The organism is Chryseobacterium endalhagicum (genome assembly GCF_016745235.1).
In the GTDB taxonomy this organism is placed as follows: domain Bacteria; phylum Bacteroidota; class Bacteroidia; order Flavobacteriales; family Weeksellaceae; genus Chryseobacterium; species Chryseobacterium endalhagicum.
In genome coordinates, this window is record NZ_JAELVM010000002.1 from 979,504 (window position 1) to 992,316 (window position 12,813).

General features: G+C 39.4%; 18 protein-coding genes. 12 read left to right on the top strand and 6 right to left on the bottom strand.

The features are described 5' to 3' along the window. Window positions 1-59: 59 nt before the first annotated feature. From JET18_RS14675 to JET18_RS14700, 6 genes are all read right to left on the bottom strand, one after another. On the bottom strand, window positions 60-1,031 hold the full coding sequence (locus tag JET18_RS14675) for a hypothetical protein (protein WP_202092252.1): 972 nt from the start codon (window positions 1,029-1,031) through the stop codon (window positions 60-62). Beyond that, window positions 1,028-1,447 (bottom strand): hypothetical protein, encoded by a 420-nt coding sequence (locus JET18_RS14680; protein ID WP_202092254.1) that lies wholly within the window; start codon window positions 1,445-1,447, stop codon window positions 1,028-1,030. Before JET18_RS14680 ends, JET18_RS14675 begins: the two co-directional genes overlap by 4 nt. Window positions 1,448-1,826: 379 nt before the next feature. Next, window positions 1,827-2,600: a hypothetical protein gene (locus tag JET18_RS14685; protein ID WP_202092586.1), complete on the bottom strand. Its 774-nt coding sequence runs from the start codon at window positions 2,598-2,600 to the stop codon at window positions 1,827-1,829. Between the two features lie 36 nt (window positions 2,601-2,636). Further along, the gene (locus tag JET18_RS14690; protein WP_202092256.1) at window positions 2,637-3,368 is read right to left on the bottom strand and encodes an MIP/aquaporin family protein; all 732 of its coding nucleotides are present in this window, start codon (window positions 3,366-3,368) and stop codon (window positions 2,637-2,639) included. 22 nt (window positions 3,369-3,390) lie between these two features. Then, the gene (gene glpK / locus JET18_RS14695) at window positions 3,391-4,887 is read right to left on the bottom strand and encodes a glycerol kinase GlpK (RefSeq protein ID WP_202092258.1); all 1,497 of its coding nucleotides are present in this window, start codon (window positions 4,885-4,887) and stop codon (window positions 3,391-3,393) included. Between the two features lie 11 nt (window positions 4,888-4,898). After that, a complete protein-coding gene (locus tag JET18_RS14700; RefSeq protein ID WP_202092260.1) occupies window positions 4,899-6,497 on the bottom strand; it encodes a glycerol-3-phosphate dehydrogenase/oxidase in 1,599 nt (532 codons plus the stop codon). Window positions 6,498-6,614: 117 nt separating this feature from the next. Between JET18_RS14700 and JET18_RS14705 the strand changes: the two genes are divergently transcribed. The 12 genes from JET18_RS14705 (at window position 6,615) to rplN (ending at window position 12,813) form a co-directional block, all read left to right on the top strand. Further along, window positions 6,615-7,379, top strand: a complete 765-nt coding sequence (locus JET18_RS14705; protein WP_202092262.1) for a DeoR/GlpR family DNA-binding transcription regulator — start codon at window positions 6,615-6,617, stop codon at window positions 7,377-7,379. 249 nt (window positions 7,380-7,628) lie between these two features. Then, window positions 7,629-8,255, top strand: coding sequence for a 50S ribosomal protein L3 (gene rplC, locus JET18_RS14710; protein ID WP_202092263.1), 627 nt, complete (start codon window positions 7,629-7,631; stop codon window positions 8,253-8,255). Further along, the gene (gene rplD, locus JET18_RS14715) at window positions 8,246-8,875 is read left to right on the top strand and encodes a 50S ribosomal protein L4 (RefSeq protein ID WP_039364048.1); all 630 of its coding nucleotides are present in this window, start codon (window positions 8,246-8,248) and stop codon (window positions 8,873-8,875) included. The genes rplC and rplD overlap by 10 nt, the downstream gene beginning before the upstream one ends. 3 nt (window positions 8,876-8,878) lie before the next feature. Then, on the top strand, window positions 8,879-9,169 hold the full coding sequence (gene rplW, locus JET18_RS14720; RefSeq protein ID WP_202092264.1) for a 50S ribosomal protein L23: 291 nt from the start codon (window positions 8,879-8,881) through the stop codon (window positions 9,167-9,169). Window positions 9,170-9,191: 22 nt separating this feature from the next. Continuing rightward, a complete protein-coding gene (rplB, locus tag JET18_RS14725) occupies window positions 9,192-10,013 on the top strand; it encodes a 50S ribosomal protein L2 (RefSeq protein WP_184164778.1) in 822 nt (273 codons plus the stop codon). Window positions 10,014-10,015: 2 nt separating this feature from the next. Then, window positions 10,016-10,294 carry a 30S ribosomal protein S19 gene (gene rpsS, locus JET18_RS14730; protein WP_034702850.1) on the top strand — a complete coding sequence of 93 codons (279 nt, stop codon included), beginning with the start codon at window positions 10,016-10,018 and terminating at the stop codon, window positions 10,292-10,294. Between the two features lie 2 nt (window positions 10,295-10,296). Then, the gene (gene rplV, locus JET18_RS14735) at window positions 10,297-10,695 is read left to right on the top strand and encodes a 50S ribosomal protein L22 (protein ID WP_202092265.1); all 399 of its coding nucleotides are present in this window, start codon (window positions 10,297-10,299) and stop codon (window positions 10,693-10,695) included. A 7-nt stretch (window positions 10,696-10,702) separates the two neighbouring features. After that, window positions 10,703-11,449 (top strand): 30S ribosomal protein S3, encoded by a 747-nt coding sequence (gene rpsC, locus JET18_RS14740; RefSeq protein ID WP_040993530.1) that lies wholly within the window; start codon window positions 10,703-10,705, stop codon window positions 11,447-11,449. 98 nt (window positions 11,450-11,547) lie between these two features. Further along, window positions 11,548-11,973, top strand: a complete 426-nt coding sequence (gene rplP, locus JET18_RS14745) for a 50S ribosomal protein L16 (protein WP_034738777.1) — start codon at window positions 11,548-11,550, stop codon at window positions 11,971-11,973. 11 nt (window positions 11,974-11,984) lie between these two features. Next, window positions 11,985-12,173 (top strand): 50S ribosomal protein L29, encoded by a 189-nt coding sequence (rpmC, locus tag JET18_RS14750; RefSeq protein ID WP_202092266.1) that lies wholly within the window; start codon window positions 11,985-11,987, stop codon window positions 12,171-12,173. 11 nt (window positions 12,174-12,184) lie between these two features. Beyond that, window positions 12,185-12,442 (top strand): 30S ribosomal protein S17, encoded by a 258-nt coding sequence (gene rpsQ, locus JET18_RS14755; RefSeq protein ID WP_053073319.1) that lies wholly within the window; start codon window positions 12,185-12,187, stop codon window positions 12,440-12,442. A 2-nt stretch (window positions 12,443-12,444) separates the two neighbouring features. Further along, window positions 12,445-12,813 carry a 50S ribosomal protein L14 gene (rplN, locus tag JET18_RS14760; RefSeq protein ID WP_007839504.1) on the top strand — a complete coding sequence of 123 codons (369 nt, stop codon included), beginning with the start codon at window positions 12,445-12,447 and terminating at the stop codon, window positions 12,811-12,813.

A 12,813-nucleotide genomic window follows, 5' to 3' on the forward strand; every position in this document is an offset into this window, starting at 1 on the left:
GTATTTTTCAGCAGGATTTAAATGCTGCTTAATGTGCTCAATCTGCAGGAGATAAATCGTTAGAAATCCCGGTTGCTTACAAATTTACTATCTAATTGATAATAAATTACATTAAAATGCGGGATTTTTTTCTCGAGGAAACCCGTTACATCCTGCAGCTGTTCCTGCGATATTTCTTCAACCTTTATCCTGAAGCCTTTGTTTAAATAATTCCCGAAATAGAAACCGTCCTTCATAATTTCCACCTCATTATCTGTAATTTTTTTGAATCCTGGATTCTGAAGATCCTTTTTAGATAAAGCGTTGATCAATTTGTGCTTTTCAAGGTGATTCGTTACGATTCCCCACGAATAGATCGGCAGTGCGACTTCAATTTTTTTAATGGGATAATTCTCAAGTCCGGAAAGATAGCTTTTTAAAACGGTCACATCCAGAATCGAGTTTTTATTGGAATTTTCCAGCGGCGAGGAAGTAGAGTAGCACATCAGATACACTTTTTCTACCGGCGGAATTCCGGTCTGGCTTTTATCTTTCACCTGATGAAGACGCAGAGTACAGGTAATTTCTTTTCCCGAGACCTTTTTCAGTTCCCTTAAGAATTTAAAATAATCATCCCTTGTTCCTGCGGTCCAGTCACAGTCGATCTGAATTTCATTACTGATATTCAGTTTATAATCGTTTGCTTTCTTTTGAACCAGGTCATGAACGCTTTTCGCAAGAAACCGGATTTCTTCTGCGGAGATACGGTACATGGACTGATTCGTGATAAAAACTGTAGGAACAATTTTCTTTTCCGTCCGGAAGCTTTGATCTTTTGTAATGACAGCAACCGGCTGAAATTTTCCGGCAGACTTATCGATGTCGAAGAATCTGGTATACAGAAACGGAACGGAAGCCTTATCCAGAGCTTTTTTCTCGTTGTGATCCAGCTTAAGATGTGTTTTCCAGTAATAAAAAGTATAAGGATGACTTTCTTTCCTGCCACAGGAGACCATGACAAGCAGAATGAAGAGGATCTTTAATGCTCTCATCGTTTATACAGTTCGCTTTCGCAGGTACAGATATCCTGTGTGGCACTTTCCATGCTGGAGCAGCAGTCTTCAGATTTTTGGATATTTCCGTCTTTGTCTGTAAGGTAGATATGATCCTTATCGAATTTTACGAAAAAATTTTCTTTATATTTTTTGAACACCACTTTCATGACTTTCGGATTGTATTTTCCGGCATTCATTTCTTCGGTAGTTTCAGTTCCGTCTGCCTGGTTCACCTGAACAAATCCGAAGTGAACATCTCCGTTTTTCTTTACATCCAGATAATAATGCGGCGTTCCGGATCCACTGAAGCCCTGAACAATATCGAAACTCCTGTATCCGGTAAAAGGAGCCTTTGTCTGTGCAAAAGACAAAACACTGATGCATAAGATCACTAAGCTGAAAATATTTTTCATATATTTTTTTTCAAAAGTAAAACTATTTAAGCAAAAATTAAACCGTAAAAACCCGGTGATTGGAGGTTTGAGGGAATAATGAAGAAAAGAATTTTTAAACCGCAAAAGTCACAAAAGTTTTTTTACACTTTAGTTATTTTAAGGGGCAAGCTTTATGAATAAAAAGTACACTTAAGTTTTATGAAAATCTTCGATTTTCGTCTTACGTGAACTTACTGTTTTCTGGGTCGTTAAACTTTTAAAAACTAATGTGTTCTTAAGTGTTTAAATAAATCAAAAACTTTTGTGCCTTTTGTGGTTGAATTCTTTCCATCAGTACAAAGACAGAAAAACCATTCCAAAACGGAATGGTCTTATATAATTAAGTTAAAAATTCAGATTAGAATACCGTGGCCGCCAATTGAATTCTTGCGTATTTATTGGAAGGATTCCACATCGCCATCATAGAAACCGGAAGACTGTAATGATCCGTGATCTTAATGGTTTTGCCGGCTTTTACGCCTACATTCACAATATCGAAGCTGTTTTTCCCGTTTCCGTAAAGGAAATTCCTGTCGTTCAGGGCAAATCCTGCGCCTACAAAAGCGTCCAGATTGACCTTCTGCCCGGAAATCACCGGATAACTTGCCTGGATATAGGTAGAATATTTATTCTTTTTATAGCTGCCGTCGGCTTCCAGAACTACTTCACCTGCATTGGCTCCTCCGTACAGCATGATATCAGCTTCAATATTAAGCGGAAAAGCAGGTCCGAACGTATAATTGGTCCTAAGGTCGATAATGTGGGCCGTTCTTCTCTGGGAATAGCTGAAAATATCATCTGCAGCTACAGCCGTATTAATGTTCCTGGAATTATACAGATCCCACAGTCCAATATAAAAACGGTTATGGGAATACTGGATATAATAGTTGATCTCTTTATAATGAGTCCCGTCTTTATCATCAGCCAGTGCCGAAGCTCCCCAGATCCCAATCTTCCATTTCTTTTCAGCATCCAGCGCATAGGAGAGATTTCCCATCACTACGGGTTTGTCTGTAATGATCAATCCTCTCCACAAATGGTTGTTTTGAATATTGGCTGTAAAATCCAGTCTGTTATTTTCCTTCGCGTCCTGGTTCTCCTGAGAGAATAGCTTTCCTGTGCCTAAAATCATCAGGCATGCAATTTTTAAAAATTTCATCGGGTATTTTTAATGTATTATTCCAAATAGAACTGCTGCGATAATACTGCCCACGATAGGGCCTGCAACAGGAATCCAGGCATAGCTCCAGTCGCTGCCGCCTTTTACAGGAAGCAGGGAATGCATGATCCTCGGAGCAAGATCTCTGGCAGGATTGATGGCATAGCCGGTTGTTCCGCCAAGTGATAAACCGATGGCCCAAACCAGTAAGGTAACAGGAAGAGCGCCTACAGAACCGAGTCCTACTTTTGCAGTCGGGTCGGCATTCAGTGAAATACTCGGATCTGAAAAATGAAAGATAACAAAGACCAGTACAAAAGTTCCGATAATTTCACTGATCAGATTGGAAAATGTATTCCTGATCGCGGGTCCGGTGCTGAAACATGCCAGTTTAGCGCCTTCATCTTCCGTAATAGCGAAATGATCTTTGTTGAACAGCCAGACAAGGAAAGCACCAAGCATTCCGCCAAGCATCTGTGCTGCAATATAAGTGGGAACCAGGTCCCATGAAAACTTCCCTGCAGCAGCCAGACCGATGGTTACGGCCGGATTCAGATGGGCGCCGCTTGCCGGGCCTGCCACGGTAACTCCTACGAAAACAGCCAGCGCCCAGGCCGTCGTAATGACGATCCATCCTGAATTGTTTCCTTTGGTATCTTTTAAGACAACATTGGCTACAACGCCGTTGCCTAGTAGTATAAGAAGCATTGTTCCTGTAAGTTCTGCGATAAATGGGGTCATGAGTAGTTTTTTTAGTTAGGAGTTAATCTTCGATCCAGTTTTGAGAACGGGTGACCGCTTTTTTCCAGAAATGGATCATCTTATCCGCTTTTTCCTTGTCTACTTTTGGGTGGAAATCCTCGTCTACAACCCATTGAGACTGGATCTCATTGATGTCTTTCCAGTACCCGACAGCTAAACCTGCAAGATAAGCTGCGCCTAAAGCAGTGGTTTCGAGCGTTTTCGGCCTCGTGATTTTAAAACCAAAAAGATCTGACTGTATCTGCATCAGAAGATCGCTTGCAGAAGCACCTCCGTCTACTCTCAGTTCAAGACTTGGTCTTCCGGAATCTGCTTCCATGGCTTTTACAATATCATATACCTGAAATGCAATTCCTTCCAGAGTAGCTCTTGCGATATGTCCGTTAGTAGTTCCGCGGGTTACTCCTACGATAGTTCCTCTGGCATACTGATCCCAGTAAGGGGCACCCAGTCCTGTTAATGCAGGAACGAAATAAACACCTCCGTTATCTTCAACGCTTGCCGCAAGATCGTTCACTTCTTCGGAAGTATGGATAAGTTTAAGCCCGTCTCTCAGCCACTGTATCGCTGCACCGCCCACAAATACGCTTCCTTCCAGTGCGTAATTCACTTCGCCATTGATTTTCCATGCAACTGTTGTCAGAAGATTGTTTTTAGAAGAAACGGCTTCTTTTCCGGTGTTCATTAATAAGAAGCATCCTGTTCCGTACGTATTTTTTACCATTCCCGGAGTAATGCACATCTGTCCGAATAAAGCAGCCTGCTGGTCGCCTGCAATTCCTGCAATCGGAATTTTGGTGGAAAACAGAGTGGTGGCTGTCTCGCCGTAGATTTCGCTGCTCTGTTTCACTTCAGGAAGTACAGATCTAGGAATATCAAATAAATCCAGAAGATCCTGATCCCATTCTAAGGTGTGGATATTAAGAAGCATGGTTCTGCTCGCGTTGGAAACGTCCGTGATGAACATTTTTCCGCGGGTAAGTTTCCATACCAGCCAGGTATCAACGGTTCCGAAACATATTTTCCCTTCTGCCGCTTTTTCTCTTGCGCCTTCTACGTTATCCAGAATCCATTTCAGTTTGGTCGCTGAAAAATAAGCATCCAGTACAAGTCCGGTTTTCTCTTTGATGGTGTCGGTGTGGCCCTGTTCTTTTAATTCATCACAATACTTGGCGGTTCTTCTGTCCTGCCATACGATAGCATTGTAAATAGGTTCACCGGTTTCTTTGTCCCACACTATGGTGGTTTCACGTTGATTGGTAATCCCGATGGCGGCTACTTCCAGTCCGGAAATGCCAGCTTTGGCGATGATCTCGGCGGCCACTGATATCTGTGACGACCATATTTCATTGGGATCGTGTTCTACCCAGCCCGGGGTAGGGAAGATCTGTTCAAAATTTTTCTGGGAGATGTATTCTATAGCTCCGCTGTGATTGAATAAAATGGCTCTGGAGGATGTTGTCCCCTGGTCCAGAGCGAGAATCAGTTTTTCCTTCATACTGCAAATTTTTAGTTATGAGTAATAGTTTTGGGAGTGTAAGGAGTTAACAAATATCCTTTTGCTAATTCAATAAATTCTTTTTCCTGTTCGTTGGCCCATTCCTGGGAGTGTCCTTTTTCTTTGGCGATAAGCTGTGCAATAGTATGAGCACTGTCGATAGCAGCTCTTGCATCTAAAAATAAAAGACGGACTCTTCGGGCGAGAATATCCTCTATGGTTTCTGCCATTTCATATCTTATGGCCCAAACCGCTTCTGCGATAGTAAAAGCGTGGTCCGGATGTATTTTTTGAGCATATTCAGGGTTGCTGCCCTGTAATGATTTTATAGCCGGAATATCTGATCCGTAAACATACAGATGGTTGGTACGGTCTACAAGCTCAGCTTTCATATTCCCGTGGATAGAAAGGTTTTCCGTTTGAGAAGGTCCTCCGTTCAGATGAAGGATTTCTACTGCCTTGTCAACGGTGTCCTGCGCCATTTTACGGTAAGTGGTCCATTTTCCACCGATAATGGAAACCAAACCTGTATCGGAAGCAATAACCTTATGGCTTCGGGAAACTTCTTTAGTGCTTTTTCCTCCTTCTTTTGGAGCGGCAAGCGGTCTCAGACCTGCGAACATTGATTTTACATCTTCTCTCGTCGGTTTTTTGGCTAAATATTGTCTGGCCGTATTTAAAACGAAATTAATTTCAGATTCCAGAGCGTGTGGTTCAAAGCTCGGGCTTTCTAAAAGGGTATCTGTAGTTCCCACCAATGCTCTGTCGTGCCATGGAACAACAAAAAGAACCCTGCCGTCTGAAGTTTTCGGGATCATGATGGCATCGTCGCTTTTCAGGAAAGATTTATCCAGAACCAAATGGATGCCCTGGCTTGGAACAACATATTTACCATGTTTGGGATTATTCATATTCAGGATATCATTCGTGAATACACCTGTTGCATTGATCACCGCTTTTGCACGAAGCTCATACTGCTGGTTGGAAAACTGATCTTCTGCCTTCACCCCGTTTATTTTTCCGGATTCATTTTTCAGAAGTCCGGTTACTTTCATATAATTAACAGCACTTCCTCCTTTTTCAATAAGAGTCTGGGTTAAATTAATGGCGAGTCGGGCATCATCAAACTGTCCGTCCTGATACACGACACCGCTTGCGAGGTTGTGCTGTTCAATGGTCGGAAGCTTTTCAACGGTTTTGGCTTTACTGATGTATTTTGTTTTCCCCAGGCTGAGTTTTCCGGCAAGGAAATCATAGATGGACAGTCCTATCTTATAATAGATTCCTCCCCACCAGGTATAGTTGGGAATAATGAATGATTGGTTCTTTACTACATGTGCTGCATTCTGGGCAAGCAGTCCTCTTTCTTTCAGGGCTTCTTTTACAAGGCCTACATCGCCCTGGGCAAGGTATCTTACACCGCCGTGTACCAGCTTGGTGCTTCGGCTGGATGTTGCTTTTGCAAAATCATGGGATTCCAGAAGAAGGGTTTTGAATCCTCTGCTGGCTGCATCCAATGCTGATCCTAAACCGCTGGCGCCACCACCAATGACGATAAAGTCCCATTCCTGGATACTTGTTAATTTACTGATTTCTTCGTTTCGTTTCATAAATGTTTCGTTTATGTTTCGTTTTCAAATGTATAAATTAAAAATGAAACTAAAAAGAAAATAAATGAAATTTTAACGGTCTCGAAAAAAAATGGTATTTTTGATGAAAGAATCAGAATGGAAAAGTTAATACCAAGGCATAACGACATATTAAAGGAGCTGGATGAAAAAGGGCATGTTCTTGTACAGGATCTGTGTGAGAAGTTCAATGTTTCGTCAGTTACGGTCCGAAAGGATCTGAATTATCTCGAAAGCCTGGGGCTTCTTTTCCGAAACCATGGAGGAGCAAGCAAGCATATAAGGTATGCTTACGAAAGAAATGTGGATGAAAAGGAAAATATCAATGTGGAGGCCAAACAGAATATTGCCAAGGCGGCTTTACAATTGATTCAGGAGAATGACTGCATTATTCTCGCTTCAGGAACCACGATGCATTATCTTGCGAGGATGCTGGTGAACTTTGGCCCGCTTACGGTTCTTACGTCTTCTTTAAGAGTAGCGATAGAGCTTTGCAATAATCCTAATATTAATATTATACAGCTGGGCGGAGAAGTCCGTAAAAGTTCTACTTCCATAGTAGGTTCCATTTCTGAAGGAATTCTGAAACAGTTTTCATGTAACAAACTTTTTCTGGGTGTGGATGGAATTGATATTGATTTCGGGATCAGTACATCGAATGCTGCAGAAGCACATTTGAATCAGCTTATGATAGAATGTTCCGAAAAAGTGGTGATTCTTGGGGATTCCTCGAAACTGAACAAAAAAGGTTTTGGAAAGATTGCGCCTTTGGATAAGGTGGATTATCTTATTACGGATGCTGATATCTGTGAAGAGAACAGAGTGGCACTGGAAGAAAAAGGGGTTACGGTTATTGTAAAATAAACTTCTTTTCAATTTATTTTTCAAAATCCAAAATAATTTCGCTGAAAATTTCGTCCGAATTTTTTCAAAATCATCTAATTGATTAAAAATCAAAATATTTTACCTGAAATATTTGTCAGTTCTAAAAATATTCATAAATTTGCACACTCCATTTTAGGGGCGTAGTATGCCTATATCAAAAGTAGAAATTACTTCAGACCTCCTAAATATGTAGGAATTAGAAAGATAAATTTTATTATAATATAAACAATGTCAGGTATTATTGGTAAAAAAATCGGTATGACGTCTTTGTTTAACGAAGAAGGAAAAAACATTCCTTGTACAGTTATTCAGGCTGGTCCATGCTCGGTTTTACAGGTCAGAACCATAGAAAAGGACGGCTACAAGTCAGTTCAGTTAGGTTTCGATGACAAGAGTGAAAAGAACGTAGGTAAAGCGTTAGCTGGCCATTTCAAAAAGGCTGGTTCTGCTCCAAAAGCTAAGTTGGTAGAATTCTACAGAGAATTCGTAGACGAAGTGAAAGTAGGAGAAGAAGTAAAAGTTGATTTATTCTCTGAAGGAGAATTTGTTGACGTAACAGGAACTTCAAAAGGTAAAGGTTTCCAGGGTGTTGTTAAAAGACATGGCTTTGGAGGTGTAATGCAAGCTACTCATGGTCAGCACAACAGACTTAGAGCTCCAGGTTCTATCGGTGCTGGATCTGATCCTTCGAGAGTATTCAAAGGAATGAGAATGGCGGGTAGAATGGGAGGTAAGCAGGTAACTGTACAAAACCTTCAGGTATTAAAAGTGGATCAAGAACAAAATCTTTTAGTAGTAAAAGGTGCTGTTCCGGGAGCTAAAAATTCTTATGTAATTATCAGAAAATGGAACTAGTAGTATTAAATACATCAGGAAAAGAGACCGGAAGAAAAGTAACTCTAGACGAAACAGTATTCGGAATTGAGCCAAATCAGCACGCGGTTTACTTAGAAGTTAAACAGTACCTTGCTGCACAAAGACAAGGGACTCATAAAGCAAAAGAAAGAAGCGAAATTACTGCTTCTACTAAAAAGCTTAAGAAGCAAAAAGGATCTGGTTCTGCTAGATATGGTGATATCAAATCTCCAACTTTCAGAGGTGGAGGTAGAGTATTCGGACCAAAACCAAGAGACTACAGATTCAAATTGAACAAAGCTCTTAAGAGATTGGCTAAAAAATCTGTTCTTTCTCAGAAATTGAGAGACAACAGCATTAAAGTATTAGAGGCTTTCAATTTCGAAACTCCTAAAACTAAAGAGTTTATCAACATCAATAACGCTTTAGGATTCGAAGGTAAAAAATCTCTTTACATTTTAGATGAAGCAAACAAGAATGTTTATTTGTCTTCAAGAAACCTACCTAAGACTAAAGTTCTTACTTACAACGAAATTAGTTCTTATGACCTAATCAATGCAGGTGAGATCGTATTCTTAGAAGGTGCTATCGAGAAATTCCAAGAAAATTTAAAGAAATAAATCATGTCACTTATTATTAAACCAGTTATCTCAGAAAAGGCTAATTACCTTACAGATTTAAGAGGTTCTTATTCTTTCTTAGTAGATCCTAAGGCTAATAAGATCCAGATTAAAAAAGCTGTTGAAGCAGCTTACGGTGTAAAAGTAGCAGACGTTAATACAATGATTTATGCTCCGAAGGTTTCTTCAAAGTACACTAAAAAAGGTCTTCAAGTAGGAAAGACAAACAAATTGAAAAAAGCGGTAATCAAACTTGCTGAAGGTGAGGTTATCGATATTTTTGCTGTAAATTAATTATTAATTATAAATAATAGTAATGTCTGTTAGAAAATTAAAACCTATCACCCCAGGACAGAGATTCAGAATTGTAAACAATTTTGAGGAAATTACTACCAACAAACCAGAGAAATCTCTAACAGTTGGTATTAGTAAGTCAGGTGGACGTAACCAAACTGGTAAAATGACCATGCGTTACACCGGAGGTGGACACAAAAAGAAATACAGAATTATCGACTTCAAAAGAAACAAGCATGACGTTGAAGCAACGGTTAAGACTGTAGAATATGATCCAAACAGAACTGCATTTATCGCTTTATTAGAATACGCAGATGGAGAGAAGAGATACATCATCGCTCCAAACGGTATCAAAGTAGATCAGAAAGTAGTTTCAGGAGAAAGCGTAGAACCGAATGTAGGGAACGCAATGAAATTGAAAAACATTCCATTGGGTACTGTAATTTCTTGTGTTGAAATGAAGCCTGGACAAGGTGCTATTTTAGCAAGAAGTGCTGGTTCTTCAGCTCAATTAACTTCAAGAGACGGAAAATATGCCATCATCAAATTGCCTTCAGGAGAATCTAGAATGATCCTTACTGAGTGTTATGCAATGATTGGATCTGTTTCTAACTCTGATCATCAGTTAACTGTTTCAGGTAAGGCTGGTAGAAGCAGATGGTTAGGTAGAAGACCTAGAACTAGACCGGTAGTAATGAACCCTGTAGATCACCCAATGGGAGGTGGTGAAGGACGTTCTTCTGGAGGTCACCCAAGATCTAGAAACGGTAAGCCGGCTAAAGGTTACAAAACTAGAAAGAAAAACAAAGTGTCTAACCGTTACATCGTATCTAAAAGAAAATAATTATGGCAAGATCACTTAAAAAAGGACCATTCATTCATCATACTTTAGATAAGAAGGTTCAGACAAACATAGAGTCTGGTAAGAAGACAGTTATTAAAACTTGGTCTAGAGCATCGATGATCTCTCCGGACTTCGTAGGACAAACTATTGCAGTACACAACGGGAAATCTTTTATCCCGGTTTATGTTACAGAAAACATGGTAGGTCACAAGTTAGGCGAATTTTCTCCAACAAGATCTTTCAGAGGTCATGGTGGTAACAAAAACAAAGGAAGCAGATAATCATGGGATCAAGAAAACAAGATAGTTCAATCGCAAGAAAAGAAGCTAACAAAGACGTTGTAAAAGCTTCATTAAATGACTGCCCATCATCTCCAAGAAAAATGAGATTAGTTGCTGATATCATTAGAGGAGAGCAGGTAGATAAAGCTCTTTATATCCTAAAATATTCTAAGAAGGATGCATCTAACAAGTTAGAGAAATTACTTCTTTCTGCTATGGCAAACTGGCAGACTAAAAATGAAGGTGCTGATATTGAAGAAGCAAACCTTATCATTAAAGAAATCTTCGTGGATAGTGCAAGACAATTGAAGAGACTAAGACCAGCTCCGCAAGGTAGAGGGTATAGAATCAGAAAAAGATCTAACCACGTTACATTAATCTTAGGTAATAAAGAAAATTAATCAAGGTATGGGACAGAAGACAAATCCAATTGGTAACAGATTAGGTATCATCAGAGGATGGGATTCTAACTGGTTTGGCGGAAACGATTATGGAGACAGAATCGCGGAAGACTACAAAATCAGAAGATACCTTGAAGCTAGATTATCTAAAGGTGGTATTTCAAAAATTTATATTGAAAGAACACTGAAATTAGTAACAGTGACAATCACTACTGCAAGACCGGGACTTATCATCGGTAAAGGAGGTCAGGAAGTTGATAAATTGAAAGAAGAATTGAAGAAACTTACAGGTAAGGATATTCAAATCAACATTTTCGAAATCAAAAGACCTGAACTTGACGCAGTATTAGTGGCTGACAGCATCTCTAAGCAGATCGAAAACAGAATTTCTTACAGAAGAGCTGTTAAAATGGCGATGGCAAGTACAATGAGAATGGGTGCTGAAGGTATCAAAGTTCAAATCTCTGGTAGATTGAACGGAGCTGAAATGGCAAGAAGCGAATCTTTCAAAGAAGGAAGAATCCCATTGTCTACTTTCAGAGCTGATATCGATTATCACTGGGCTGAAGCTCACACTACTTATGGTAGACTAGGAGTGAAAGTTTGGATCATGAAAGGAGAAGTTTACGGTAAAAGAGAACTTGCTCCACTAGTGGGACAACAGAAGAAAGGAGGTCCTTCAGGAGGCGGAAACAGAGGAGACAGAGACAACAGAAGACCTAGAAAAAATAACAATAATAACAATAATAATTAAAAATTTTAGGTTAGAAATTTTGAATTTTAAATTACCGTTACTTTTTTAAAATATAAAAAATCTAAAATCTAAAATCTAAAATCTAAAATTTAGAAATTATGTTACAACCAAAAAGAACCAAATTCCGTAGAGTTCACAAGATGAAGATGAAGGGGATTGCTCAAAGAGGTAATCAACTGGCTTACGGAACATTTGGAATCAAAGCTATAGAAGGTGCTTGGATCACTGCAAGACAAATCGAAGCTGCCCGTATCGCTGCGACGAGATATATGAAGAGAGAAGGTCAGCTATGGATCAAAATCTTCCCGGATAAGCCTATTACCAAGAAACCAGCCGAAGTACGTATGGGTAAAGGTAAAGGTGCTGTGGAATATTGGGTAGCTGTAGTAAAACCAGGTAAGATCATGTTCGAAATCGGTGGAGTATCTTACGAAATCGCTAAAGAAGCTTTAAGACTTGCAGCTCAGAAATTACCGGTAGTTACTAAATTCGTAGTTGCTAACGATTTTGTTAAACCTCTATAATCTTTGATACAATGAAACAAGCTGATATTAAAAATTTAAGCGCGGGTGATATTCAGGCAAAACTTGCTGAATTGACAACTCAATATTCAAAACTGAAATTGGCTCACAAGATCAGTCCAATTGAAAACCCGATTCAAATCAGAGATTTGAGAAGAACAATCGCTAGATTAAACACTGAGTTAACCACTAAACAACAATAAGATTTTCATACATTATGGAAAGAAACTTAAGAAAAGAAAGAATCGGAATAGTTTCCAGCAATAAAATGGAAAAGACCATTGTTGTAAGTGAGACTACGAGAGTGAAACACCCGATGTACGGTAAATTCGTTTTGAAAACGAAAAAATATACTGCACACGACGAGAACAACGAATGCACAGAAGGCGATACAGTTCTTATCCAGGAAACTAGACCTTTGAGCAAGAGCAAGAGATGGAGATTAGTAAGAATCATTGAAAAAGCTAAGTAATAATGTTACAAACAGAATCAAGATTAAAAGTTGCTGATAACACAGGTGCAAAAGAAGTACTAGTTATCAGAGTTCTGGGAGGAACCAGAAGAAGATATGCTTCAGTTGGTGATAAAATCGTTGTTACTATCAAGGATTCTACGCCATCAGGAAATGCTAAAAAAGGTCAGGTATCTAAAGCTGTAGTAGTAAGAACTAAAAAAGCAGTTAGAAGAAAAGATGGTTCATACATCAAATTCGAAGACAATGCTTGTGTATTACTAAACGCAGCGGGAGAAATGAGAGGAACACGTGTTTTCGGACCGGTTGCTCGTGAGTTGAGAGACAAAGAATATATGAAAATCATTTCATTAGCTCCTGAAGTACTTTAA